Source organism: Legionella sp. W05-934-2 (genome assembly GCF_964199965.1).
In the GTDB taxonomy this organism is placed as follows: domain Bacteria; phylum Pseudomonadota; class Gammaproteobacteria; order Legionellales; family Legionellaceae; genus JAFIFT01.
Genome location: NZ_CAXMZT010000006.1, coordinates 107,008 through 132,047 on the forward strand (window position 1 = coordinate 107,008; position 25,040 = coordinate 132,047).

Genomic DNA, 25,040 nt, shown 5'->3' on the forward strand with positions numbered 1-25,040 from the left:
CTCGACCGATATTCGCCAAACTATGAAGCGAGTGCATCCGTGGCTGCTACATATTCATATTTAAGATCCCGAGCAACCGCTTCATAGGTAATCATGCCTTTATGGACATTTAAACCATTGAGAAGGTGTCCATCACTTAAGAGTGCTAATTTTACCCCTTTTGTGACTAAACTGATGATATACGGTAATGTTGCATTATTCAGAGCGAAAGTCGATGTCCTAGGAACAGCCCCTGGCATATTAGCAACACAATAATGAACCACATTTTCTTCAACGTAAGTAGGCTCTAGATGTGTGGTTGGCCTGGATGTTTCGAAGCATCCGCCTTGATCGATTGCAACATCAACCACAACCGAACCTGGACGCATTTCCCGAAGCATTTTTCGCGTGACTAACTTTGGTGCAGCAGCCCCTGGTACTAACACGGCACCAATGACTAGATCTGCATGGGTGACATAATGTTCCATCGACTCTTGGGTTGCATAGATGGTATTTAATTTTGAGCCAAATTGAAAATCAAGCTCTCTTAGTCGTTGCAAGGATTTATCAACGACAGTTACATAGGCCTCCATACCCATCGCCATTCTAACTGCATTCGTACCTACAACCCCACCACCAATCACGACAACACTGGCTGGTGCCACACCAGGTACACCACCTAACAGCATACCGCTACCACCCTGAGCCATTTCTAAGCAATGCGCGCCTGCCTGTATCGACATACGACCTGCTACTTGCGACATAGGCGTTAACAGCGGCAAACCACCCTCGCTTTGGGTAACTGTTTCATAGGCTATCGCAGTTGCTTTTGATTCTTTGAGAAGTTTTGTTTGCTGAGGATCCGGGGCTAGGTGGAGATAGGTAAAAATAGTTTGACCTTCTCGCAATCGCTTACATTCAATGGGTTGGGGTTCTTTTACTTTAACCACCAAGTCAGCTCGTTCGAAGATTTCTTCAGCTCTATCAACAATTTCTGCACCAGCTGCTTTGTAATCATCATCGGAAATACTAATACCCAAACCGGCATTTTTTTCAATAATGACTTTGCTACCTGCTCGAATAATTTCTCTAACGCTTCCCGGCACTAACCCCACACGATTTTCCTGTGGTTTAATCTCCTTTGGCACACCTACTAACATAATTGTCTCTCTTATTATTATTTATTGATCATTGAACTATTCAACAATGAAGCTCAGTTCGTAGGTTGGGTCCTGCCCTGAAGTATTTTCACTTTTCTATCACAAGAAAAAGTTGCCGTCGTTGCGACTAAATATCAAGCATCTCCTAAAAACTGAAGATACCTCAGGCCTCGGCCCAACAATATTCCCCATTAATTACTTAACTTCTCAATCAACTCAGGAACAATCTTAAACAGATCGCCAACTAAACCATAATCCGCCACCTGAAAAATGGGGGCTTCGGCATCTTTATTGATGGCAACAATCACTTTCGCATCCTTGATACCAGCCAAGTGTTGAACAGCACCCGATATGCCTATGGCAAAGTATAATTTTGGCGCAATTATTTTTCCTGTTTGTCCCACTTGATAATCATTGGAAATAAACCCCGCGTCAACCGCCGCTCTTGAAGCACCTACTGCCGCCCCAATCGCATCAGCAAATTGTTCAACTAATTGGAAATTCTCTTTATTTTGCAGGCCTCTACCTCCGGAAACGACGATATCTGCTCCTGTAAGTTCTGGCCGCTCCGATACGCTTAATTGGTGATTGATAAATTGCGTTTTGGCCGCTGAAATAACCACTTTATGATGATTGATTGGAGCAGAAGGCTGCGCCTCTTCCACGGGCGAAAAAGCAGAGGGACGAATTGTAATTACCTTGGTTGTATCAAGCGATTGAACTGTTTCGATAGCGTTACCTGCATATATGGGTCGTTTAAAGGTGTCCGGCGCAACAATCTCCGTCACATCCGAAATTTGGGCAACATCCAATTTTGCAGCAATCCTTGGCAAACAATTTTTACCAAAGGTCGTGGCTGGTGCAGCAATATGATTAAAACCACTGGCAACAGCTAGCACTGCTTCCGTGATATTCTCAGCTAAAGCATGTGCTAAACATTCATCTTCAATCAGAGTAACAGATTGAACACCGCTGATTTTTGCTACTTCTTCCGCAACTGATTGACATTGATAGCCACAAACTAACGCAGTGACTGGCGATGCCAATAGCGTTGCTGCTCTAATAACAGACAAGTTGCTAGAGGCGGGTTTATTGTTATCGTGCTCAATTAGAACAAGCGTACTCATTAATTACCTCCTGTTATAGCACCTTGGCTTCATTTTTTAATTTTTCAACCAACTCTTCAACCGATTGAAGCATAACACCTGCTGTTCTTGTGCTCGGTGATTCAACAATTAGTTGCTGGGTATGCTTTTTTAAATCAATCCCTAAATCGGCAATTTGCATAATATCCAATGGTTTTCTCTTTGCCTTCATGATATTTGGTAAACTTGCATATCGAGGTTCATTTAAACGCAAATCGGTACTAACGACCGCGGGTAAATTAACCGATAATGTTTCTAATCCACCATCAATTTCTCGGGTAACTAGCAGTTGTTCCGATTCCATTTTGATAACAGAAGCATAGGTGACTTGAGGCCAGCCTAATAACCCCGCCAACATTTGAGGTGTTTGATTATTATCACCATCAATCGACTGTTTACCCATTAGCACTAACTCAGGATTTTCTTGACTGACAATTTTGTGTAATATTTTAGCAATATTTAAGGGTGGTAAGGCATCTTTTGTTTCGACTAGTATGCCTCTATCTGCACCAAGGGCCAACCCATGCCGAAGTGTTTCTTGGCAAGCATTGTCACCAATACTAACCAAAACAATTTCGTCAGCCACGCCTGCTTCTTTTAAGCGAATTGCTTCTTCCACCCCAATTTCATCGAATGGATTCATCGTCATTTTTATATTCTGTGTTTCAACACCACTCCCATCTGCTTTCACCCGAATTTTCACATACGGATCTATCACTCGCTTAACGGGTACTAGAATTTTCATATTTCCTCTCTGAAACCAATCCTAACTAATATGATTTATTTCCAATAATATTCCTAAGCATAATGCCAAAAAATAGAGAATAAGTACAAGTTTTTGGAGTTTTTTTTTCTCTTACCGCTAGTCGTGAGCCCAAGCGACTATTATTTTGTGTGGTGCTAAATGAGATGCGTTAACTGAAATAATCCATTAACAAGCCATGGTTTATAGCGTTTTCCCGATAATAGCTCCCTGCAGAAATAGTTCATTGTCTCTTTCTTTTTTTAGAGGCATTGTCTCGTGGTTCATCATCATTGAAAAGAAGTCGGATTACTCATGGGTTGTTCAACTATTTCTTGGTTTTCTGACTTTTCGAGCGTCCTAATTTTTCTTTCCAATAAACCTTTCACTAGTTTTACCATCTCCACCGCTTCATTTCCGCTCCCAGAAATCGTATTGTTTCCCTCTAATTCGGAAGTTGTAAGCTCAAGTGCTGTTTTTAACTTATTAACTAATGTCTTTTCCGATTGATCGATAGACGATAGTTTCATTAAATAAGTTCGCATAATAGTCGCTTTCTCAGTGCCTTTCCAAAGACTTGGAAGTAAAGCATTCTTTTTTTTGTGGATATACGGGAGAAGAATGCCTGCAATCAAGGAAAACTCCTGCGTTTGAAACACAGTTAGCAAATTAACATTCGCAGGATTTTGACTTTGATAGAGAACAAGTGCCCCGCTATCACTTACACTTGGCATCGCTGATCGGTAGCTTTGGTAAGTCGTGCTAATTATCCCCATAATCATATCAGCTAGATAGACATTAATGTAGCTAAGACCTGTGCTTACTAGATTTCCAGGAATGGCTAACAGTGTGGTAATGGTTAATAGGGTTCGATGTAATGACTGTGATAAACCAGGCGTTGAGATTTGATTTTTATAAAGCAACTGTTGCACGACATTATTCACTAAGATAAATGAGGTAAGATAGGGCGTCATAGAAGCCATCAGGACTGTGGATGAAACAGGAACCAGTGCAAGGATTTTTACATACTCCTCACCATAGTTTTTTTCCGTGTTTTTATTATATTGAATAATAAGGTTAACTAATGCGATTTGTGCTTTTAAAATCTGTTGGCCCGCCAGGGTTCTTTCATAAGAGTATTGCTCCTTTAAATCACTCAACAACTCTTCCCAAGAATTTTTATTGACTCCATCTTGAACATTTTTATAAGCAATCGCGGTGCCAACCACACCAAACAACCCAGAACCATCTGTTGCAAATTTATCCTGAAATGCTTTAATTTTTGTATATTGCGCAATTTTATCACCATGGGTCACTAATTTTAGCGCTTTAATCACATCCATTTCAGGGTATACCTCAGACTGCGCTTTAATAAAATTCGAAATGTCTTCTATTAGGCATTTCATCGTTCGCTCTTCTTCCCTTTTCTGAGTAAAGGTATCTAATAACGTTTCAAATGACGTTTTTATCTTTTCATAACTGTCCTTCATACCCTTCTCCTTTTAAACCCAAGAGTTCCACTTTTGGCGATACCGATAAATAAATACAGCAACGACTAATGAAAGATAAGCAGATGCGAGCACATCACTCAGATAATGTTGTAATAATACGATTCTTGTAGCAACAACGATAATTCCAACCCCAAGCCAAATAACACAATATTTTGAATAGATAAAACATAAACTCCACATTATCGACATGATAGTAACAGTATGGCCCGAAGGAAAGGACCAAAAATCTGCGTTCCAAGTGGGACCATAAAATCCATACATGTGTTGATCAAACCATAACATTGGCCTTGCCCTACCGCACAATGTTTTTAAAATAGTTGCGATCGAATTTGTGGCAATCAATGTTAATCCGATTTGAGCAAGCGTCTCACGAATGGATGTGCTTAGTTTTAAAACTCGACTGAATAGGTACAAAACGATGACAAGCGCCACCATAACTGACCACGTCCCTAATAGCGTTATGGCATATAAGAAATGAAATTGATGCCAAGACGGGTGTTGATACACGATTTGCGCAACCCATCGATCAACAAATAGATAGCATCCAACCAGGACTGCTAAAAAGGAAATCCAATAGATCCAATGACAAAAACGACTAATTATAGAAAACATAACTACTATCCCTGGAACTTAGTAGCCTTATTGTATACACTAACGGTAGCAATCTAAAGAGATTTCTATGAACTTAAGCTATATTCAGATTATTTCCGTTTGGATATTACCGTTATTGCTTGCAATCACATTGCATGAAGCAGCTCATGCCTTTGTGGCAAATTATTTTGGTGATGCAACGGCTAAATTTCAAGGCCGACTTAGCCTTAACCCTATCAAACACATTGACCTATATGGCACCATTATTATCCCGATAGTCATTCTTGTCGTAAGCGGGTTTCAATTCACACTAGGTTGGGCAAAACCAGTACCCATCGATCATCGCAATTTTAAAAACCCCAATCGCGATATGGCATTTACCAGTGTGGCGGGACCTAGTGCTAATATTGTCATGGCATTGTTTTGGATAGCCATTCTTAAAACGCTCATTGTATTTCAATTACCAAGCAATAAAGTGGTTGTCTTTATCGCTCTCATGTGCCAAGTTGGCATTGTAATCAACATTGTTCTTGCGATATTAAATATGATCCCAATCCCGCCTCTTGATGGGAGTCGGGTGGTTAGTAGTTTATTGCCTACCCGTTGGGCTTATCATTATAATTTAATCGAGCCCTATGGCATTATCATCTTAATTATCCTTATGGCCACAGGGTTATTAGGCGGAATGATTATGCCTGGCTTAAAATTATTGATGAATTTTTTATTTTATATTTTTAACTTACCCCCAATTGCCCAATGATTCTTCTGGCCGATGCCAATCTCCCTGTTTTGCCTAAAGCCTTTCCTAAAGGGTTTGATATTGTGACATATGCCAATAGTGAGGAATTGAAGGAACAAATCTCGATGGCTGACGTGCTGCTGTGTCGCTCGACACTCTCCGTTGATAAACCATTGCTAGAAGGTACGCACGTTCGGATGGTTGCCACAGCCTCTTCTGGCACCAATCATATTGATACATCCTATTTAAGACAAAATAACATTCGTCTTATCACCGCCATAGGCGCCAATGCCAGTGCTGTCTGTGATTGGGTATTATCGGTTTTTGCACATATTCAACCAAAATTAAGTGGAAGATGCCTTGGAATTATTGGTTATGGTCATGTCGGTTCCCAGCTACAGCGCCGATTTTCATTACTTAATTATAAAGTATTAACCTGTGATCCTTTGATTCACCAACCACCTAATTTTGTGCACATACCCCTTGAAAAACTCTCCCAATGTGATGCTATCTTTATCCATGCAAATTTTCACGCTGATTCGCCGTTTCCTTCCAAGAATTTAATTGATCAACACTTTTTAGCATCACTCAAATCAAGTTGCTTTATCATTAATGCATCGCGTGGTGGCATCGTCAATGAAGAAGAGATTTTAAACACACCGTTTTGTCATAATTACTGTACAGATGTGTTTGAAAATGAGCCGAATATTAATGCCAAAATTGTCGATACGGCATTCCTATGTACTCCCCATATCGCTGGCCATACAGTGGAAGCAAAGGTGAATGCTGTGTTTCAGGTAAGCCGAGAAATTCACCGGGTCGCAAAACTACCCATTCCTCCCATGAGCGCAAGTGAGAATCAGCTGACTATCGACTTAACCCAACAAACGTGGTCACATGACCTGCTCAATCATTACGATCCAGTCAATGAATCCATCTTGTTAAAATCGGCAAAAGATAAAAGCCATGCTTTTTTAACATTACGCAAAGCACACCTTAGACATGGCTTTGATGTGTTTGCGTTGGATTAGCATATACCCGTGATCATTCAAAATGTGAGTTTTCTGCTTTTTCCTTTTCGCCCTACAAAACGTTAAAAAACACACAAGGGAATGAGCCATTGCGCGATTTTTAACGTTTTGTAGGATCAAAAAATAAAGGCGCATAAATCCTCGTATTTTGAATGATCTTGTGCTTTATAGAAATCAGGATTTTGAAAGGCAGCAATACGAATCAGTCTATTTAATAACGGGGATGGCAATGATTCCTTTTCAATAAAAATCTCATTACTGATGACCAAGTGTATCTTTTTGGGTAATGTATCAATGATTGGCAATGGTACTGTTGCTTTCCAAGGCGTTCTATTTTCTTCTTCAGTAATTTCTAATCGGATGCCAACAACACGTCCTTTAGCCTCTGCCTCATTTACTAATTGCTCTATTTCAAAACGAGTTATTTTCTTAATACCTGCAAGATAAGCCAATGCCTTCAATTTCGTCATAAGGACGGATTTATTTGCTGGACTATTATTTTTACATGACTGAATTATTTCAACAGGCGGCATCGCATATAAAACGCCATTAAAAGTTGGGATCTTTTGAAATGAGTTCACTAACTGATTTATATCCATATGCTTTCATTCTTCGCAAAGTAGCACTCGCAATTCCTGCCATTTCTTCATAATGATTGCTCCAATGTGATTCGGCATAAGCAACAGCAGCTAATAACGGTTCTTCAGAAACATTATCAGGGTCACGAATACAAGGTCGATTTTCACGAGTACAAGTTGATTTATCCGCAGCTAATGTCCAGCTTTGATCAGGGCACGAGGGAAAATCATCGCAAAAATTATCAGGCTTATTGAAATAACTTATTGATCCATTTGCACAGAACCATGTGTCTGCCCCAATTATCATATTACCAGTCGGTTAAAGATAAACAACTATCAGCTCGGGGTGACGTGGTTGGGAGTTACGGTTAACACAATATTAAGTTAAACTTTAGTTGGGATATTTGCAGGGCAACTGCATCTAATTTTGAAGCAAAGTAAAACAGAACAACTGGATAATAGGGGCGCTTATGTCAAAAAAAGGAGCCTTACGGCTCCTTTGGATAGGAAGGATTGTTCGCGTACTTTATTGTTTCTTGGATGAAGGAACTGCATCGATAAGATATTGGTTCCAGAATCCGCAACTTCCTTCTGTACGAGCAATATGGAACTCAGAGCGAGGTTGCCCTTGCCTTGGTTCCCATTTTAGAATTTGCTGGTTTAGCGCAGGAAAAATAGGGGCCATACGATATTTTCTCCATGCATCAGTAAGCGGAAGAATGCTTGTTGGTCTACCTGCTCTCATAAATAGATAGTGATATCCGAGAAGATCATCTGAGAACAATAGTTCATCTGAAGAAAAACTATTTAATGCAGGAAAATCCCCGAAAGCAGCAAGTTTCGCTTGATAGGGAAGATCAACACTGTGCGTATCACCATCACCCGCATTAAAATTATAGACTGGGTCGTTTGGCTGATGGGTAAATACATAACGCCATACATCCTGATTCTGCTCGGCTAGAGAATTAGATATGATGTCTACAGGGCAAACAAAACTTCTATCACCAATACTATTGGCAACTTGCTTCCACAGAGTAGTATTTTCTACAGCCGCTTTTTGAGCATAATAAGCAATTGCCTGAGAAGGATCGCCTATTTCAGAAGCGTGAGCAATACCCATAAGCACCGCAAAGGCTTCTGGAGTCACGTCCGTTAAGGTGGCATTGGCATAGCTTATTCCAAAACCTTGTGGAGGTGGTGCTGCAAAAATTGCTGAAGTGGTTTGGAACACCGGATCGGCAGGGTTAAAGGGAGGGAACGAAGCGCCGCCTAAAATCCAGGCTAGTCCTGTGCCTTCGTTACCATTGTATCCAATAATCGTGTTCAAATCCTGTTCATTCTGACCTAACTCAAACAGCTTTAATGGTTTATCTGCAAATTGAGTGCCTGGACCATAGCTGAATGTAAATGCACCAGCAAGAACAGGATTTGCATTAACCGTATTTAAGACTTCATTGGGTTGTTTGCTAAGGACACATTGAATAGCAGCAGGAATGTCAGGGTTTTGAGGATCTTGAACACAACCTAAAGTCTGGGCCACAGCTATGCTAGCGCCTACTTGCGTTGCGATAGGTATGCCATTAATTGGCGCAGGGGAGTCTACTATGACATTCTTTACCCCCAGAGAGGCAATGCTATCCGGTATACTAACTGAATTGTTATTTAGCATCAAACGTGTGATCAGCCCGCCTCCAGCGCTTTGTCCCCATAAAGTAATATTATCTGGATCTCCGCCGAATTTATTGATGTTGTTATGAACCCATTTTATTTGTGCCTTGGCATCCTCAATACCTAAGTTCGCTGGTAATGCACCGAATAATGGGAAGTTTGCAAACACTCCTAAACGGTATTTTATTACTACGGCAATGCTATTGGTTTCTTTAACATGGTTCGTCATGCTGTAGAAATTTTCGCTATTTGAGCCTGTAAATCCGCCGCCACCATGGATGTAAACAATTACTGGTAATTGATGCGCTATTGATAAATTAGGTGATTCAGGGGTAATCACTGTCACATCAAGACAATCCTCTTCCACCGCTCCAAAATTAGTTATGGCCAGTGGCGCATTAGGGTAGGGAATTAATCTCATTGAATTTTGATAACAAGCGGGCTTTTCTACAGTTGCGTCTTGGGGGATGGGGGAATAAATGAGGGGTTGGGCATATTGCCACCTAGAAGCATTGTGTGTTTTTATGTCCAAAAATTTTCTAACCCCATCTTCCATTTTACCTTGAACAGGTCCTTGGTCTAGATTTACGATGGTTGGAAAATTATTGCCTGCAATCACCATGTTTGAAACTAAGCACATGGATAATATACAGGGGAATTTCTGTGATATTATCATAACGACTCCTTTCTAGTTAATAAATCATTATTAATGCTAAGCATTGATTCAAAATACTAGAAATAGCTAGGACTTTCAAAACATTTTTTTAAATTAGACAGGACGTACGCAAAATCCTTTAATAAATGCACACACCCAGTTAAGGTAACAAACTCAAGTTGGGATAAGCACATGCGTTCCCACTCTATAAGTGTTCGAATGCACGTTTAACAGACTCAAGTTGTTTATCGTCTTTATTCATGAAGCTTGCCTCTTGGATATTATCGAGGCTATAGCTTATCTAACAAAGTCGTCCATGGTCACGCAGGTTTGCAGAAAGCCCAGGAATGATCAAGGGTATATCTAACCTTTATTATGAGAGGTTATGGTATCTTTGATCAGTTCTTTTATCACAAGTTGATCCGAGAACGGATAAGATTTCGTTCCGATGATTTGGGATACTTCATGACCTTTTCCAGCCACTAAAATAACATCATCGAAATCAGCCATATCAATCGCTTTTTTGATAGCCAAGCGTCTGTCACTTATTTTTTCCATTGATTGGGTAGCCGGTACACCTGCTGCAATAGCAGACATGATCGTTTCTGGGTCTTCAGTTCTTGGGTTATCACTGGTTATAATAATATGATCAGCAAAGCGTGAAGCGACTTCGCCCATAATAGGACGTTTTCCATAATCTCGCTCACCCCCACAGCCAAACACGACGATAATTTTACCTTGGCTTAATTGACGAACGGTTTTTAATACATTGCCCAAGGCATCCGGTGAATGAGCAAAATCAACAATGATTTGCGGTTGATGAGAAATCAACTCCATTCGGCCGGGTGAGGGTTGCAAATGACGAATCACTTCAACAACCTCTGCTGCATCATAACCAGCACTCACCAAGCTGGCAAAAACAGATAGGATGTTATACAAATTAAATTGCCCTATTAACACCGTTTGTAGGCAAAATTTCCCCCAGGGCGACGTTATATTAAAACTCATCCCCTGTTGGTGAGTATGCATGTCTAAGGCATGGATGTCTGCTTTGGGGTGAAGTCCATAGGTGATTAACTGACACCCTACAGGAATTTTCTCTGCCATTAAATTCGCATAAGGATCGTCATAATTAATAATGGCATATTTCAGCGAAGGGAAAGCAAATAATTTTGCCTTCGCAGTCGCGTACTCAGCCATCGTTTTATGATAATCCAAATGATCTTGGGTCAAATTGGTAAAAATAGCTTGATGATACTTGACACCTGCAACCCGCTGTTGGCTCAACGCATGGGAAGATGTTTCCATCGCAACATGGCGGATACCCTGATGTTGATAGCGATGAAATAATTTTTGCAGCACAAGACTATCGGGCGTTGTATTTGCAAGTCGATTTAACTGGTTAACTCGCCCCTCTCCAAGGGTGCCTATATACGCTGCATGACCATTTAATCGCTCATAAGCCTGGGCCAACACATAGGCGATGGTTGTTTTTCCATTTGTACCAGTTACCCCTGTTACCAGAAGCTCTGATTCGTCAATCGGATAGAATCGTTGAGCCAACCCCAGCATTTTACTTGCTAAATTCTCTATGGGTAAAAAGACAATTTTTCCATTTTCTGCGGGTTTAAATCCATCCATTGACTCATAAGCGACTGCAACAGCACCGGCATCGATAGCCTGTTTGATATATTGACGGCCATCCGTCGCAGCGCCTGGATATGCTAAAAATAGCGCATTTTTAGTCACTTGGCGACTGTCATTTTCGATCGACTCGATAGCAATACTTGGAAGGTTTTCTTGAACCCACGGCGATAACAGATTATCTAACTTCATAACAATTTTATCCAATTTTATCCGGCTTAATTTCGAGCACATGTAACGCGCCACCCATCACTTTTGCAAACAATGGAGCCGCAACTTTACCCCCATAATAACTGCCCCGAGTCGGTTCGTAAATAACTGCGGCGACGATTAATTTCGGGTTGCTAACAGGTGCAATCCCCACAAAGCTTCCGATATGCTTTTCAGCATTGTACCCTCTTTCATCAGCAACACGAGAAGTTCCCGTTTTACCCGCTACACGGTAACCAGGAACCCGAGCCAAACTACCCGTACCTTGAGCACTAATCACCCCTTCCATCACTTGCAGAAGTTGATTAGCGACTTCTTTGTCAACCGCTTGGATAGGTTGTTGTCTATTTTCGTTTTGATAGATAAGATTAACGGGACGTAATTGACCCTCATTGGCAAATATCGAATAGGCTTGGGTCAGTTGGATGGGTGTGACTGACACATGATAGCCAAATCCTAGCGTCGCTAAAACAAATGGATTAATATGTTCTGGCCTAGGGAGATCCCCTTCTGCTTCGCCAGGATATCCTGTATATGATCTTTGAGCAAAACCAACGCGCTTAAACAAATCGATCAAATGCTCTGCATTATTAGCTAGCACCATTTTCGTCACCCCCACATTACTGGAGTGTTGTATGATTTCAGCAACGGAGATTTTCCCATAATTGCGCATGTCTCTAATGGCATGGCCTTTCACCATCATATAACTTGGATTAGTATCGATGACTGTATTCACCGTGAATTTTCCAGAATTTAAGGCGGAAGCGATACTGAACGGTTTAATCACTGACCCAGGCTCAAATAAATCAGTAAATGCACGCTGGCGGAAATGTTCACCGATGTATTGCCCACGATTATTTGGGTTGTATGATGGGTAATTGGCAATAGCCAATAAATCCCCATTTTGGCTATCCATAACCACGACAGTTCCGGCTTTGGCAGCGTACGTTTGCACGGTTTGTTCAAGCGCTCTATATGCCAACGATTGAATACGTTGATCAATCGTGAGTGTGAGATTATGCCCTGGCTCAGCTGCTCTTTGTTCGCCAACTTCAGCAATGATATGACCATCACGATCCTTAACAAATCGTTTAATACCAGGCTGTCCCTCCAACCAGGAATGGTACATTTTCTCAATCCCTTCGATCCCAATTTCATCAACATTGGTATAGCCTATTAATTGGGCTATTGTTTCGCCTTGCGGATAAAACCGCTTAAAGGACTGATCAACATGCAATCCATAAATAGGCAGCTGTTTCAATTTTGCAACGATGTCCGGGGATAAGTTGCGAGCTAAATACATGTAATGTTTATTTTGATAGCGTTGGATTTTTTTTATTATTTTTTCCGGCGTTGTTCCAATTGTTTTTGCAAGCTGGTGGAGCTCTTCGGCTTCTGCAAAAAAATGCTCAGGGTCTATCCAAAGGGATTGAACGGGCGAGCTAATGGCTAAAGGAATATTGTTTCTATCGAAGATAATACCCCGATAGGCAGGAAGTTTTACTTTACGAATCTGTCGTGCATCACCTTGTTGAACCAAAAAGGATTGGTTGATTATCATCAAATAGATGACTCGCCCGATAAGCGTCATAAATAGCAACAAAAAAAATGTGCTAATTATTTTTACTCGGAGTTGGTGATTAAACATATTAAGCGTCTATAAGATAGTTTACCCATCGAGCCAATTGCATCGCACAAAACAACGAAAAGCTCAACATACATGATTATTTCAAGGATTAACGAGCAGATCTTTGTGAGGCAACTTACAACAGCAAAGGGGCATGTTGGCCTTAGCCCAACATGCATTTCAACTGTTTATACCTAAGTTTAGACCAGGCTTCAACTAATCCATCAATCAATATAGCTAATATTATCAGGATCTTTCATAGAAAGGGAGCCCATCGCGATAGTCTTTAATCGATCATGGCGAGTGTAGTAGGTTCGTTCAGTCATTAACTGATTTTTCTGCTGAACGAGTTGACGGTTTTGTCGTTGTAACTGCTCATACTCCGAAAAGTTAACGCGATATTGATTAGTTGTAAATATTACCGCGATGGCAGTGACTAAAACAGCTAAAATAAAAACCCCATTGACTGGCAAAGAACTAATCTGTGCAACACTGTTCAGGCTATCAGGCCTTAAAATTCTTTTAACTGCGGTATTCATGCTACTTTCTCTCCTATTCTTAACACCGCACTGCGTGCTCTTGGGTTATGTTTTATTTCAACATCTGATGCTTTGATTGCCTTACCAATCCTCCTAAATGGCACAATGATATCTTTTGTCATTACAGGGACATCTCTCGGTAAATGCGGGCCTTCAGACATACTTCGCATAAATTGTTTGACGACACGATCTTCTAACGAATGAAAACTGATAATGGCTAAACGCCCGCCGATCGTTAAAACGTCCAAAACATGTTTTAAAAATTGCTCCAAATCCGATATCTCTTGGTTAATATGTATTCGAATTGCTTGGAATACTCTTGTCGCAGGATGTTTGTGTTTTTCCCACTTTGGGTTCGCTGCTTTGACGATTTCTGCCAACTGCAACGTTGTTTCAATCGGGCGAATTTTTCTTGCCGCCACAATTGCATTGGCTATTCTTTTTGCAAATCGTTCTTCACCATATGTCTTAAACACGTACGCCATGGTTTTTTCGTCACTGCCCATAATAAATGTTTTTGCATCCATTGGCTGTTTTGTATCCATCCGCATATCTAATGGCCCATCATGCATAAAGCTAAATCCTCGCTCCGGATTATCTACCTGAGGTGAGGAAATGCCTAAGTCGAGCAATATACCGTTGACCTTTCCCATCAATTCATACTGCTCTGCCAGGATCTTTATATCTGCAAAACTGCCTTGAATCATGGTAAAACGTGAGTCGTTAATCAATTCTTCGGCGTAGGATATGGCTTGCCAATCTTTGTCAATGGCAAACAAGCGGCCTTTGTCAGACAACTGGCTCAGGATTGCCTGACTATGACCGCCGCGCCCAAAGGTCCCATCGACATAGATGCCATCTGCATCAACAGCCAGACCTGCCACTGCTTCGTTGAGTAACACCGTTTGATGTTCGCTCATACTTGCCCCTACAAAGAAAAGTCTTTCATTTCATCTGGCAATTCATCTTTGCCAGAGGCTTCATCTTCAAGCCATTGCTCACGTTTTTCTTGCCACAACTGTTCATTCCATACTTCAAATTTATTTCCCTGCCCGATCATCACCACTTTTTTGTCTAGCTGGGCGTAATCTCTTAACACGGTGGGAATCAAAACCCGCCCGTTCGCATCAATATCGACGTCCGTTGCATGGCCAATCAATAACCGCTGGATTCGTCGTGCTGCCGCGTTAAAACTTGGCATTTTTTGCAACTTATTTTCGATGTGTTGCCATGCGGCAATTGGATATAAGAGCAAGCAAGTCTCTTCGGTATCAATTGTCACAACAAGCGACCCACCATCCATGTTTTTCAAGGCGTCACGATACCGAGTCGGAAAATTTAACCGACCTTTCGCATCAATGGTTATCGCATTTATGCCCCTAAACATGGCGACCTCATTCAAACTGGGTATCGACTTCCAAACTTATCCCACAAATTTCCACTTTTAAACTTTTTTTCACCACTTTTTTACACTATAAAGACACAATAACCCATTCGTCAAGCATTTTTGGAAAAAATTGATGAATTTTATGGCACAGGACTTACGAAAAACCCCTCTCACGCCCTTCGGGGACCCTCTCTCCGTTTCCGGGGATAGGGGAAATTGAGGGAAGTTATTTAGAAGCCCTTTTGAAATAGGATGAGGTTTGACAGAACTAGGCTCGTATCATCAATCCCGTTCGCATTTTGAAGTTAGTTGGGTATAAAATTAGGATCAGGGTAAGACAGGGCTTACGAATGAAGTGATTGATATTTGAGGATGCCGCGCAAAGTGCGCAGAGGCCAATTAGACAGTCCTAATCGACGATTGATCATGAATGATCACGGGTATAAGGTTATTCCCATTCAGGGTTATTACTTAGCGCAGCTAGGCGAATGCCCTCAAGAACCAAATTTGGAGCTAATATATCAAAAATATCGCTTTGCTCAAAAAGTACGGCGAACCCACCTGTTGCTAAAACAGTGGCTTTTTGTTTTGGAAAATGACGTTGATTGATTTCAGACACAATTTCTTTGCAGGCACCTTTAACCGAGTAATAGATCCCTGACTGTATGGATTCTATCGTAGAGCGCCCTATTGGATCGGAGCACTTGATAATTTCAACCGATGGAAGTCGTGCTGTGTTAGTGCTCAACGCTTCCACTGATAAGCGGCAACCGGGTATTATTGCGCCACCCAAATAATTTTTATCTGAGGTGACAGCACAAAACGTTGTTGCCGTTCCAAAATCAATAATAATAAGCGGCTGTTGGGGGAATTGGTGAACGGCGGCAATCGCATTCGCTATTCTGTCAGCACCCACCTCGAGGGGATTTCGATAATTGATCTTCAAACCCGTTTTTACACCCGGTTGAAGAATAAAAGGATCCTGACCAAAATATTTTAAACAGGCCGATCGCAACGAATAATCGATGTTAGGAACAACCGAGCAAAATGCAATTTGAGTTATTGCGTCGGGTGAACAATTATTTTCACGCAGGACTGACTTCAAAAAAATACCGAATTCATCGGATGTGCTCATTTTTGAAGTATGGCGGAAACGTAGGCGCAACTCCTTCCCCGCAAACACGCCCCCATATATGTGGGAATTGCCAACATCAATACATAGCATCATGGGAAGTTACTCTCTATTATAAAAATACCGACTCTAATTCTTTTTCGATGGCTTGCAGCACGGACATTGGATTTTTAGCTTGCGTAATTGGGCGACCTATCACCAGAAAATCGCTGCCACCTTTCCTTGCTTTTGCCGGCGTCATCACTCTTTTTTGATCATCCAGAGAACTATCAGACAAACGAATACCGGGGGTGACCGTTAAGAGGCTAGGCGTATTTTGCTTTATCGCACTTGCTTCTAGGGCAGAAGCAACAACGCCATCACAACCAGCTTTCGAAGCCAAATCAGCTAGCAACAAAACCTGTTGTTCAATTGAATGCTCTATACCGATTTGATGCAGTTGTTGTTGGTCAAAGCTTGTTAAGACCGTGACAGCGATGAGTAAAGGACGCTTTGTTCCATAACTTTCTAAACTTTGACGAGCAGCATCCAACATGGCAGGGCCACCCGATGCATGAACATTGACCATCCAAACCCCAAGGTCTGCAGCCGATTGACAGGCTTTGGCGACTGTATTTGGGATATCATGAAATTTTAAATCCAAAAATACATCAAATTGGCGATTAACCAAAAGTTTGACAAAATCCGGGCCAAATCGAGTAAACATTTCTTTGCCGACTTTTAGCCGACACCGGGTTGCATCTAATTGATCGATGAGCGCTAATGCTTCCACCTGAGAAGCATAATCGAGCGCGACAATGATTGACTTTTCCATTTAGCTTAAATCTCTGCAATGACCGACAAGCTGTGACGAACGGCATGCACAACTTCATCTTGATTTGCTTCGCTGAGATAAGGGTGCATGGGTAAGCTAACCACAGACGCACTTGCTTTCTCTGCATGAGGGAATTCACCGAGTTGATGCCCTAAATAAGCGAGCGCAGGTTGCATGTGCATGGCAATGGGATAGTGAACCGCCGTTGGAATGCCTTGCTCTTGCATTGCTGCGATAAACGCATCACGATGATTGACTTCAATGGTATATTGGGCATAAACACTGGTATTGTGGCTCAATACTTGAGGCACTGGTAAAAACGGGGATAACAGTTGATTATATCGTTGTGCAACCTTTTGGCGTAATTTTTCTTCCTCAGCAAACAGTTTTAATTTTTCAATTAAAATGGCCGCTTGAATGGTATCCATTCGGCCATTGATGCCGACTCGCGTATGAAGGTAGCGCGCTGATTGCCCATGAACTCGGATTTCGCGAAGGCGCTCGGCTAAAACATCATCGTCGGTAAAACAGGCACCTGAATCACCATAGCCACCGAGGGGTTTAGAAGGAAAAAAGCTCGTACAACCAATATCCGATATGGAACAAGAAGGCTTGCCATGATGCGTCGCTCCGAAACTTTGTGCAGCATCCTCAATGACGGCAATACCATGTTTGCGTGCTATTGCTTGGATGGTATCAAGCTCAGCACATTGTCCATACAAGCTGACAGGCATAATCGCTTTGGTTTTAGCAGTAATTGCCTGCTCAATTGCATTCGCATTAATGTTATACGTGATAGGATCAATGTCAACAAACACTGGCTTTGCATTCACCAATGCCAACACTTCCACTGTCGCAAAAAAGCTAAATGGCGAGGTAATGACTTCATCCCCTGGTTGAATTTCCAACGCTAGTAACGCCATTAATAATGCGTCTGTACCACTGGCATTGACGATTACATGTTTGACACCAGCATACATCGCTAACCGTTCTTCTAATGTTTTAATTTCAGGGCCCATGATATATTGGCCATGGTCAAGAACGGCTTTAATACCCATCAATACATCGGCTTCAATTCGTTTGTATTGGGCTTGGAGATCGATAAATTGCATACTGGTCACCTATAACAAAAACACATGGAGTGGCCTATATTATGATGAAATTTTAACGAACAAGCAATTAAATAAGGGGCGATACCCGAGAAACTCTTTTTATCAGACAAATTTTAAATAAGCCGTCGTTGTGATCGAAGTGAAGCAAAGAGAGGGTCATTAACAAATAGCATGATACAAAGCGAGAAACCTCAATCACTCATTTTTGAAGTGCCTTGAGTTCCTTTCTCGAATAAATATAAATAATCACCATACCCAGCGGCTTTCATTTCATCTTTGGGAATAAATTTCAGTGCGGCAGAGTTGATGCAATAACGCATGCCGGTTGGCTTTGGTCCATCATTGAATACATGCCCAAGGTGGGAAGACCCTATTTTAGACTTAACCTCAGTGCGCTTAATCAAAAACCAACTTCTATCTTCGTGATAAGTGAGGGCATCTTTAGTGATTGGCCTGATAAAACTAGGCCATCCTGTTCCGGATTGAAATTTATCCGTGGAACTGAATAAAGGCTCCCCACTAACAATATCCACATAGATCCCTTCCGCTTTATTATCCCAATAGGGGTTTTTATAGGGCTTCTCGGTTGCTCCCTCTTGTGTTACTTTGAACTGCAGCGGTGTTAATTCTTTTAGTCGTTTTTGTTTATCAAATGTTTCTGCTGATAGACAAAACGCCAAGGACATCCCTAAAATGCCCGCGATCATTTTATAACGATTTACCATCCCACACCTCTTTAACACGTTGGTCTCTACCACATCGCCAGCGATAATAATTGTATTTAACGGAATGATTGACATGATAATTTTGGTGATATTGTTCAGCTGGGTAGAAAGTTGTTGATGGAGACAATTCTACAACGACCTTTTCCCTTTCTAACACTCTTTTTGCCTCGAGTAATACCGAATAGGCGATATCTTTCTCTTGATCATTTTGATAAAAAATGACCGGTCGATATTGACGACCCCTATCACAAAATTGACCGCCACTGTCGGTTGGATCAATATGCATCAAATAATATTCCACCAATTTTTGGTAGCTAATTTTGTTCGGATCATAAGTGATTTGCACAGACTCAACATACTTGGTTTTACCCGACGAAACGAGTTGATAAGTTGGCGATTTAACTTTTCCACCGTCAAAACCAGAAATCGTTTTTGTGACACCAGGCAACTTATCAAAGTCTGCTTCCACACACCAAAAGCAGCCCCCAGCAAAAATGGCTGTTTCACTGTAAGTAGAAATTGAAATGAGACACCCGAATACAAACAATACAACTCGTAACATTAGGAATACCTCTGATATATCTAATGGAAAGTATAGGATATACCCAAGATACTGCAAAATGCTAGTATTTGGGCGAAATAATGGACATCATAGAGTCAGCAATTTAAAGTATCTTGGGTATATTATTGCTCCCATAAACAAGTTTCGGTATTCTGACTGCTTTAAAAAAAGGAATAATTGATGACAGTACTCGTGTTTGATATTGAAACTATTCCCGATGTGGAATCTGGTCGCCGGTTATATCAGCTAGATGGATTAACGGATTATGAAGTTTCTGAAGCGCTATTTAAACTAAGGCGAGAAAAAACAGGGAATGACTTTCTACCCCATCATCTGCAAAAAGTGGTGGCGATATCACTGGTCCTTGCCCAACATGAAAAAGTGAAAGTTTGGTCCCTTGGCGAAGAGGGCTCGTCAGAAAAAGAATTATTGGAACGATTTTTTCAAGGTATCGATCGATTTAAACCTATGTTACTCAGTTGGAATGGCTCAGGGTTTGATTTACCGGTTATGCATTATCGATCATTGCTTCATTCGGTTGCCGCCCCTTCGTATTGGGAATTGGGAGAGCATGATCGCGATTATAAATTTAATAATTACATCAATCGTTATCATTATCGCCATTTGGATTTGATGGATATGATTGCAGGCTATAATAATCGTGCCTTCGCTCCGTTAGATGAAATTGCTACCATGCTTGGATTCCCAGGAAAAATGGGCATGAGTGGGAGCAAAGTATGGGAGCAATATCAAGCGGGGAATTTAAAAGCGATTCGTGATTATTGTGAAACCGATGTGTTGAATACCTATTTGGTATATCTGCGTTTCCAATTAATGCGAGGTGAACTCAATCAAGAAGATTACCAACGTTGCCTATCGTCATTAACTGCTTATTTGCAAGAGGATACGCAACGTCAACATTTAATTGAATTTGCTAAATTTATCGAATAACAAGATAGCCAAATTATTTTGCTTGCATTCTTAAGGCGCCATCCAAACGGATTATTTCGCCATTAATATACTCGTTTGTTACGATATGACCGCATAAACGTGCAAACTCTTCTGGCGCCCCAAGCCGTTTGGGAAAGGTGACCGTATTGGCGAGTGACTCTTGCACTTCCTCTGGCATATTTAATAGCAGTGGTGTTGCCACCAGTCCTGGCGCAATGGTGTTTACTCGTATACTCATTGAAGCGAGCTCACGCGCGGCGGGCAAGGTCATTGCCACAACACCTCCTTTTGATGCGCTATAGGCTAGCTGACCTATTTGGCCTTCATATGCAGCAATAGACGCCGTGTTGATAATAACCCCTCTCTCCCGCTCATTTTCCTCTAAAGACAACTGAGTCATGCCATAGGCTGCCACTCTCATCACATTAAACGTGCCAACTAAGTTAACATTAATTACTTGTTGAAACTGCTCTAACGGCATAGGACCATCGCGACCAGCCATCCGCTTTGCAGGTGCGATGCCCGCACAATTGATAACGACGCGGGGTATTCCCATTACATGACACGTTTGGGAATAAGCTTTCTCTACATCATCGGATTGGCTCACATCACAATTCAAATAGTGCATTCGTTTTGAAGTGGTCACTTGCTGTGTATTCTTATCCCATCCCATCACTGTGGCACCTTGTTCGGCAAAATAGGTTGCACAGGCTAGACCCATACCTGAGGCCGCGCCAGTGACTAACACGACTAGATTATCTTGATTCATTCACACATACTCCTATTAAGATATTCGGGGCGTCACGAGGAATCTTCCCTAAGATTGCTCTTTGTCTTTCTTTCTAATAAAAAATGTTTTACTTAATTCTTTGAACTGGGGATTTTTGGCATCGCGTAAACATTCAAAGAAAACCATTTCTTTGGTCACTAGAGCGATGTCATTTTGCTGATATCGCTTCAGCGCTATCTTATAATCTTTTTCATGGCGGGAACCAATCGCATCAGCAACAACGAAAACGACATACCCTTTCTTCTTAAGATCAAAAGCCGTTTGTAAGACGCAAACATGGGCCTCTATCCCCATGAGAACAACTTGTTTACGATTTAACGACGCAATTTTTGTCAAACATTGGCTATCTTGGGCACAGGAAAATGCCGTTTTCTCAGCAACGAGATGATGCTTTTTAAACATTGCAAGGGGTTCTGTGGTTTCCCCTAGCCCTTGAGGGTATTGTTCGGAGATGAGCACCGGGATAGATAATTCGTCAGCTAACTGCATTAACCAATGACAGTTGTCCACAACTTGTTGATGATGATGTATCGCACCAATGAGTTTTTCTTGCACATCCACCAATACAAAGCATAATTCTTCTCGATTCATTAGCATTTGCTTGAGTCCTTAGCGTTGATTTTTGTTTCCCCATTATGATTGGATTGAAATTGGTTTTCCACCCCTATTTATACAACAGTGATTATCAAGTATGATTATTTATCGAGATATGAGAAGGATTCTATCTTATGCCTTTATTGCGCAATGTCTTAGTCATAGGAATTATTTGCTTTAGCGCACAAGCGTTGGGAGGCCCCCTTTTTACCGGCCCATTACTGGCACGGAGCGGCCATACTATCCCTGCTGGACATTATGATTTTGAGCCCTATTTTTTTTATACTGAAAATACCGGTTTGTATACGCGTCATTGGCATCACGTTCACTCAGCCAGTTCCACTAATATCCAAGTTAACCCATTATATACTTATGGATTAAACGATTGGATGGATGTGCAGTTTCTTCCCCCTTATACAATTAATCAAGTTAATAAACCTTCTGTTTATCATCGATTTTCCGATGTCTCCGTGTTAATGGGTTTTCAATTATTAGAACAACATGACTATTGGCCAGACTTCCGCTTAAGTATTTCAGAAACACTCCCGACGGGAAAATATGAAAATATCAATGCCTTAAAAAACAACATCACCGGGTTAGGTAGCTATCAAACAACCTTTGGCTTTAATTTTCAATACCTCTATCATTTCTTTGGTGATCAGTATCTACGAACACGACTTGTTATGGACTACAATTACGCATCGAATGTCAAACTAAATGGTCGGAATACCTATGGTGGATATCCTGGAACCACGGGAACTATCCATATAGGGAGCATGGTCAGTGCTGATCTCGCCTTTGAGTATACTTGGACGCGTCATTGGGCAGCGGTGATGGAGGGGTATATTTCACATCGCCAAGCAACACGCTTTAACGGCAGAATAGCCAATCCAATCAATATGCCTGCTATTATCGGGCACCTCTCAGTAACAGAAATATCGATTGCCCCCGCAATGGAATATAATTGGAATGAACATATTGGTATTATTATCGGCCAATGGCTTACTATCACTGGAAAAGATACCGTAGATTTCACTTCAACAGTGGTAGCGTTAAATATCTTTTGGTAAAGTAGGCAGTTCGATTTGAAGTTCTCAGGACTTATGCAAAAAACCAATCTTTGCGTTGAAAAAAGAAATTTTGACCTTGGTTATTTGCATAAGTCCTGGTTTTCTAGAATAAGCCGATGGTCTGTTAACATTTTGTAATGAATTGTCAACATACGCTTGGCATTCATCTTTAATAATCATACTAATCAACAGGTGATACTATGTGGTTCAATCAATTAATGGTTTTCCATTATGAATTAGCAGAAGAAATAGACTTTGCTGAAGCGCTAAGAAATGACTATTTAAAACCTTGCCCCCCCCATGCTCGATTTATGTATGGGTGGCTACCAGCTTATTCGGACGAACTCGTCCAAGATGTGGCTGGCGCAAAACTCATTTGCCTTGGAAAGGAAGAAAGAATATTGCCAAGGGCTGTCATCCAAAGAGAGCTGAGTGAAAAAATTGAGCAAATTGAAGTGCAACAAAATCGCCAAGTAAAAAAACAAGAAAAAGCGCAAATGATGGAAGACATTGAATTTGACTTATTGCCAAAGTCGTTCTGCTTACAAAAGCGCTTGCCAGCCATCATCGATACGGTTTCTCATCGCATTTATGTTGCCAGCAGTTCTGCAAACCAGGCTTCTCAATTACTCAGCTTGCTACGAAAATCTGTTCCATCAATCAGCATTGAGCCATTTAGCCCTCAAGTTGACATGGCATTAAGATTTGCAAGTTGGATCAGTCACCCCGAAACACTACCAGCAAACTTTTCTTTAGCGAATGATTGCTTGTTATTCTCACAAAGCGACGAAAAGAAAAAAATTAATTGTAAAGGGTATGAAATGCCTGCTGATGAAATATTAACGTTGATTGAGCAAGGGCTAGCAGCAGCTGAAATCTCATTAACATGGCACGATAGAATTCAATTTACACTCACCCAAGATCTCATTGTAAAACGTTTGAAATGCCTTGATTATTTGAATGACGATTTTCAAGAAATAAAACAACTTGATGAAGACTATCAACAACAAGATGCTGCACTGACCCTTTTATCAGGTGAGCTGCGTGGTTTAGTGGATGACTTAGCAAAGAGCTGTGTTCAATCCATTACGCTGACTTCTGAACAAGAACCAACTGTGGCATAACCGCGCAAAAACATCCTACAATTAGACTAAGGAAGATATCATGGTAATATGGCCGCCCCCTCTTTTTTATCAGGGGGGTATCTTCTTTAATCAACTATAAGGATTGCGAATATGGCAGAAAACTACATCGTTCGCAGGATGGTTCGCCCAGAAATCGATACGGCTATTGAATGGGCTGCAGCCGAAGGATGGAATCCTGGACTTCATGATGCAGACTGTTTCTTTGCCACTGACCCCCATGGTTTTTTTGCCGGCTTAGTGGATGACCAAATCATCGCAGTTGGGTCAGCCGTCCGCTATGATAATCATTTTGCTTTTTGCGGCTTTTACATCGTTGCATCCGATTTTAGAGGACAAGGATACGGTCTTAAACTAACGAAAAAGAGACTCGAGTATGTTGGTAGCCGTAATGCTGGTATCGATGGCGTCACCAACATGCTGGATAAATATGCACGCCTTGGCTACAAAATAGCCCATAACAATGCACGATATGAAGTGGCCAAACTGCCCTCTTTTCCTATCAATCATAAGGCAATTAAACCCATCGAACCACGGCATTTACCAACCTTATTCGACTACGATCGCCAACATTTTCCGGCTGAAAGGCCTGTGTTTTTGAAAGCATGGGTTAATCAACCTAACAGCCTTTCACTCGTATGGATAGAGGATAATGAAATCAAAGGATATGGCGTTATTCGCGCCTGTCGAAAAGGGTTTAAAATAGGTCCTTTATTTGCAAACACACCCGCTATCGCAGACCAATTATTTCAGGCTTTGGCTAATCATGCCCATGGTGAGACGGTTATTTTAGATATTCCCGAGAATAATAAACATGCCCGGGCATTGGTTGGTCACTACCAAATGGAAAAAGTGTTTGAGACTGCCAGAATGTATCTAAAGGGTCAGCCTAATTTGAAAGATGCACAAATTTATGGCATCACCACATTTGAGTTAGGCTAA

Annotated in this window: 26 protein-coding genes; 6 read left to right on the plus strand and 20 right to left on the minus strand. The window is 41.3% G+C overall.

Annotation, left to right across the window (positions count from 1 at the left end; genetic code table 11):
• Nucleotides 1-20: 20 nt before the first annotated feature.
• The 5 genes from ald to AB3348_RS08485 all read right to left on the minus strand — a co-directional run bounded on the left by ald (nt 21) and on the right by AB3348_RS08485 (nt 5,149).
• Nucleotides 21-1,139: an alanine dehydrogenase gene (gene ald / locus AB3348_RS08465; protein WP_367607159.1), complete on the minus strand. Its 1,119-nt coding sequence runs from the start codon at nt 1,137-1,139 to the stop codon at nt 21-23.
• A gap of 191 nt (nt 1,140-1,330) precedes the next feature.
• Complete coding sequence (locus AB3348_RS08470) at nt 1,331-2,266, minus strand: electron transfer flavoprotein subunit alpha/FixB family protein (protein ID WP_367607160.1); 936 nt, start codon at nt 2,264-2,266, stop codon at nt 1,331-1,333.
• Between the two features lie 13 nt (nt 2,267-2,279).
• Nucleotides 2,280-3,029 carry an electron transfer flavoprotein subunit beta/FixA family protein gene (locus tag AB3348_RS08475; protein WP_367607161.1) on the minus strand — a complete coding sequence of 250 codons (750 nt, stop codon included), beginning with the start codon at nt 3,027-3,029 and terminating at the stop codon, nt 2,280-2,282.
• Between the two features lie 287 nt (nt 3,030-3,316).
• Nucleotides 3,317-4,516, minus strand: coding sequence for a hypothetical protein (locus AB3348_RS08480; protein WP_367607162.1), 1,200 nt, complete (start codon nt 4,514-4,516; stop codon nt 3,317-3,319).
• 12 nt (nt 4,517-4,528) lie between these two features.
• Nucleotides 4,529-5,149 carry a phosphatase PAP2 family protein gene (locus AB3348_RS08485; RefSeq protein WP_367607163.1) on the minus strand — a complete coding sequence of 207 codons (621 nt, stop codon included), beginning with the start codon at nt 5,147-5,149 and terminating at the stop codon, nt 4,529-4,531.
• 61 nt (nt 5,150-5,210) lie between these two features.
• Between AB3348_RS08485 and AB3348_RS08490 the strand changes: the two genes are divergently transcribed.
• A complete protein-coding gene (locus tag AB3348_RS08490; RefSeq protein ID WP_367607284.1) occupies nt 5,211-5,888 on the plus strand; it encodes a site-2 protease family protein in 678 nt (225 codons plus the stop codon).
• Nucleotides 5,885-6,898 carry an NAD(P)-dependent oxidoreductase gene (locus AB3348_RS08495; protein ID WP_367607164.1) on the plus strand — a complete coding sequence of 338 codons (1,014 nt, stop codon included), beginning with the start codon at nt 5,885-5,887 and terminating at the stop codon, nt 6,896-6,898. The genes AB3348_RS08490 and AB3348_RS08495 overlap by 4 nt, the downstream gene beginning before the upstream one ends.
• Nucleotides 6,899-7,014: 116 nt before the next feature.
• On the opposite strand, the gene AB3348_RS08500 is transcribed toward AB3348_RS08495, so the two are convergent.
• From AB3348_RS08500 to msrA, 13 genes are all read right to left on the minus strand, one after another.
• Complete coding sequence (locus AB3348_RS08500) at nt 7,015-7,431, minus strand: hypothetical protein (protein WP_367607165.1); 417 nt, start codon at nt 7,429-7,431, stop codon at nt 7,015-7,017.
• A gap of 16 nt (nt 7,432-7,447) precedes the next feature.
• Nucleotides 7,448-7,783 carry a hypothetical protein gene (locus AB3348_RS08505; RefSeq protein ID WP_367607166.1) on the minus strand — a complete coding sequence of 112 codons (336 nt, stop codon included), beginning with the start codon at nt 7,781-7,783 and terminating at the stop codon, nt 7,448-7,450.
• Between the two features lie 219 nt (nt 7,784-8,002).
• On the minus strand, nt 8,003-9,820 hold the full coding sequence (locus tag AB3348_RS08510) for a carboxylesterase family protein (RefSeq protein WP_367607167.1): 1,818 nt from the start codon (nt 9,818-9,820) through the stop codon (nt 8,003-8,005).
• A 342-nt stretch (nt 9,821-10,162) separates the two neighbouring features.
• Nucleotides 10,163-11,635, minus strand: coding sequence for a UDP-N-acetylmuramoyl-L-alanyl-D-glutamate--2,6-diaminopimelate ligase (locus tag AB3348_RS08515; protein WP_367607168.1), 1,473 nt, complete (start codon nt 11,633-11,635; stop codon nt 10,163-10,165).
• A 7-nt stretch (nt 11,636-11,642) separates the two neighbouring features.
• Nucleotides 11,643-13,244: a peptidoglycan D,D-transpeptidase FtsI family protein gene (locus AB3348_RS08520; protein ID WP_367607169.1), complete on the minus strand. Its 1,602-nt coding sequence runs from the start codon at nt 13,242-13,244 to the stop codon at nt 11,643-11,645.
• Nucleotides 13,245-13,504: 260 nt separating this feature from the next.
• A complete protein-coding gene (gene ftsL, locus AB3348_RS08525; RefSeq protein ID WP_367607170.1) occupies nt 13,505-13,819 on the minus strand; it encodes a cell division protein FtsL in 315 nt (104 codons plus the stop codon).
• Complete coding sequence (rsmH, locus tag AB3348_RS08530; RefSeq protein WP_367607171.1) at nt 13,816-14,739, minus strand: 16S rRNA (cytosine(1402)-N(4))-methyltransferase RsmH; 924 nt, start codon at nt 14,737-14,739, stop codon at nt 13,816-13,818. Before rsmH ends, ftsL begins: the two co-directional genes overlap by 4 nt.
• 8 nt (nt 14,740-14,747) lie before the next feature.
• Nucleotides 14,748-15,206: a division/cell wall cluster transcriptional repressor MraZ gene (gene mraZ, locus AB3348_RS08535; protein ID WP_367607172.1), complete on the minus strand. Its 459-nt coding sequence runs from the start codon at nt 15,204-15,206 to the stop codon at nt 14,748-14,750.
• 448 nt (nt 15,207-15,654) lie between these two features.
• Nucleotides 15,655-16,434, minus strand: coding sequence for a type III pantothenate kinase (locus tag AB3348_RS08540; protein ID WP_367607173.1), 780 nt, complete (start codon nt 16,432-16,434; stop codon nt 15,655-15,657).
• 16 nt (nt 16,435-16,450) lie between these two features.
• On the minus strand, nt 16,451-17,152 hold the full coding sequence (gene pyrF, locus AB3348_RS08545; protein WP_367607174.1) for an orotidine-5'-phosphate decarboxylase: 702 nt from the start codon (nt 17,150-17,152) through the stop codon (nt 16,451-16,453).
• 5 nt (nt 17,153-17,157) lie between these two features.
• Nucleotides 17,158-18,264, minus strand: coding sequence for a DegT/DnrJ/EryC1/StrS family aminotransferase (locus AB3348_RS08550; protein ID WP_367607175.1), 1,107 nt, complete (start codon nt 18,262-18,264; stop codon nt 17,158-17,160).
• Between the two features lie 191 nt (nt 18,265-18,455).
• Complete coding sequence (msrB, locus tag AB3348_RS08555; RefSeq protein ID WP_367607285.1) at nt 18,456-18,971, minus strand: peptide-methionine (R)-S-oxide reductase MsrB; 516 nt, start codon at nt 18,969-18,971, stop codon at nt 18,456-18,458.
• Between the two features lies 1 nt (nt 18,972).
• Entirely contained in the window at nt 18,973-19,551 is a 579-nt protein-coding gene (msrA, locus tag AB3348_RS08560) for a peptide-methionine (S)-S-oxide reductase MsrA (RefSeq protein WP_367607176.1), read from the minus strand.
• Nucleotides 19,552-19,731: 180 nt separating this feature from the next.
• Here msrA and AB3348_RS08565 point away from each other — a divergent pair, with 180 nt between their 5' ends.
• Complete coding sequence (locus tag AB3348_RS08565; RefSeq protein WP_367607177.1) at nt 19,732-20,502, plus strand: 3'-5' exonuclease; 771 nt, start codon at nt 19,732-19,734, stop codon at nt 20,500-20,502.
• 13 nt (nt 20,503-20,515) lie between these two features.
• Here the strand turns inward: AB3348_RS08565 and AB3348_RS08570 are convergent, their stop codons facing one another.
• Together AB3348_RS08570 and AB3348_RS08575 are read right to left on the minus strand one after the other, a co-directional pair.
• Entirely contained in the window at nt 20,516-21,271 is a 756-nt protein-coding gene (locus AB3348_RS08570; RefSeq protein WP_367607178.1) for an SDR family NAD(P)-dependent oxidoreductase, read from the minus strand.
• A 48-nt stretch (nt 21,272-21,319) separates the two neighbouring features.
• A complete protein-coding gene (locus tag AB3348_RS08575) occupies nt 21,320-21,889 on the minus strand; it encodes an isochorismatase family protein (protein WP_367607179.1) in 570 nt (189 codons plus the stop codon).
• Nucleotides 21,890-22,020: 131 nt separating this feature from the next.
• Between AB3348_RS08575 and AB3348_RS08580 the strand changes: the two genes are divergently transcribed.
• The 3 genes from AB3348_RS08580 (at nt 22,021) to AB3348_RS08590 (ending at nt 25,040) form a co-directional block, all read left to right on the plus strand.
• Nucleotides 22,021-22,956, plus strand: coding sequence for a hypothetical protein (locus tag AB3348_RS08580; RefSeq protein ID WP_367607180.1), 936 nt, complete (start codon nt 22,021-22,023; stop codon nt 22,954-22,956).
• A gap of 200 nt (nt 22,957-23,156) precedes the next feature.
• Nucleotides 23,157-24,080, plus strand: a complete 924-nt coding sequence (locus AB3348_RS08585) for a recombination-associated protein RdgC (RefSeq protein WP_367607181.1) — start codon at nt 23,157-23,159, stop codon at nt 24,078-24,080.
• Nucleotides 24,081-24,191: 111 nt separating this feature from the next.
• Nucleotides 24,192-25,040, plus strand: coding sequence for a GNAT family N-acetyltransferase (locus AB3348_RS08590; RefSeq protein WP_367607182.1), 849 nt, complete (start codon nt 24,192-24,194; stop codon nt 25,038-25,040).

Coding starts and splice junctions, on each gene's coding strand:
- AB3348_RS08485 (WP_367607163.1), bottom strand. CDS start 5,149: ATGTTTTCTATAATTAGTCGTTTTTGTCATTGGATCTATTGGATTTCC.
- AB3348_RS08565 (WP_367607177.1), top strand. CDS start 19,732: ATGACAGTACTCGTGTTTGATATTGAAACTATTCCCGATGTGGAATCT.
- AB3348_RS08570 (WP_367607178.1), bottom strand. CDS start 21,271: ATGAATCAAGATAATCTAGTCGTGTTAGTCACTGGCGCGGCCTCAGGT.
- AB3348_RS08520 (WP_367607169.1), bottom strand. CDS start 13,244: ATGACGCTTATCGGGCGAGTCATCTATTTGATGATAATCAACCAATCC.
- AB3348_RS08500 (WP_367607165.1), bottom strand. CDS start 7,431: ATGCCGCCTGTTGAAATAATTCAGTCATGTAAAAATAATAGTCCAGCA.
- AB3348_RS08550 (WP_367607175.1), bottom strand. CDS start 18,264: ATGCAATTTATCGATCTCCAAGCCCAATACAAACGAATTGAAGCCGAT.
- pyrF (WP_367607174.1), bottom strand. CDS start 17,152: ATGGAAAAGTCAATCATTGTCGCGCTCGATTATGCTTCTCAGGTGGAA.
- AB3348_RS08480 (WP_367607162.1), bottom strand. CDS start 4,516: ATGAAGGACAGTTATGAAAAGATAAAAACGTCATTTGAAACGTTATTA.
- AB3348_RS08475 (WP_367607161.1), bottom strand. CDS start 3,029: ATGAAAATTCTAGTACCCGTTAAGCGAGTGATAGATCCGTATGTGAAA.
- mraZ (WP_367607172.1), bottom strand. CDS start 15,206: ATGTTTAGGGGCATAAATGCGATAACCATTGATGCGAAAGGTCGGTTA.
- AB3348_RS08580 (WP_367607180.1), top strand. CDS start 22,021: ATGCCTTTATTGCGCAATGTCTTAGTCATAGGAATTATTTGCTTTAGC.
- AB3348_RS08515 (WP_367607168.1), bottom strand. CDS start 11,635: ATGAAGTTAGATAATCTGTTATCGCCGTGGGTTCAAGAAAACCTTCCA.
- AB3348_RS08590 (WP_367607182.1), top strand. CDS start 24,192: ATGGCAGAAAACTACATCGTTCGCAGGATGGTTCGCCCAGAAATCGAT.
- AB3348_RS08540 (WP_367607173.1), bottom strand. CDS start 16,434: ATGATGCTATGTATTGATGTTGGCAATTCCCACATATATGGGGGCGTG.
- ald (WP_367607159.1), bottom strand. CDS start 1,139: ATGTTAGTAGGTGTGCCAAAGGAGATTAAACCACAGGAAAATCGTGTG.
- AB3348_RS08505 (WP_367607166.1), bottom strand. CDS start 7,783: ATGATAATTGGGGCAGACACATGGTTCTGTGCAAATGGATCAATAAGT.
- AB3348_RS08470 (WP_367607160.1), bottom strand. CDS start 2,266: ATGAGTACGCTTGTTCTAATTGAGCACGATAACAATAAACCCGCCTCT.
- msrA (WP_367607176.1), bottom strand. CDS start 19,551: ATGTTACGAGTTGTATTGTTTGTATTCGGGTGTCTCATTTCAATTTCT.
- ftsL (WP_367607170.1), bottom strand. CDS start 13,819: ATGAATACCGCAGTTAAAAGAATTTTAAGGCCTGATAGCCTGAACAGT.
- AB3348_RS08495 (WP_367607164.1), top strand. CDS start 5,885: ATGATTCTTCTGGCCGATGCCAATCTCCCTGTTTTGCCTAAAGCCTTT.
- AB3348_RS08585 (WP_367607181.1), top strand. CDS start 23,157: ATGTGGTTCAATCAATTAATGGTTTTCCATTATGAATTAGCAGAAGAA.
- AB3348_RS08510 (WP_367607167.1), bottom strand. CDS start 9,820: ATGATAATATCACAGAAATTCCCCTGTATATTATCCATGTGCTTAGTT.
- AB3348_RS08575 (WP_367607179.1), bottom strand. CDS start 21,889: ATGCTAATGAATCGAGAAGAATTATGCTTTGTATTGGTGGATGTGCAA.
- rsmH (WP_367607171.1), bottom strand. CDS start 14,739: ATGAGCGAACATCAAACGGTGTTACTCAACGAAGCAGTGGCAGGTCTG.
- msrB (WP_367607285.1), bottom strand. CDS start 18,971: ATGATCGCGGGCATTTTAGGGATGTCCTTGGCGTTTTGTCTATCAGCA.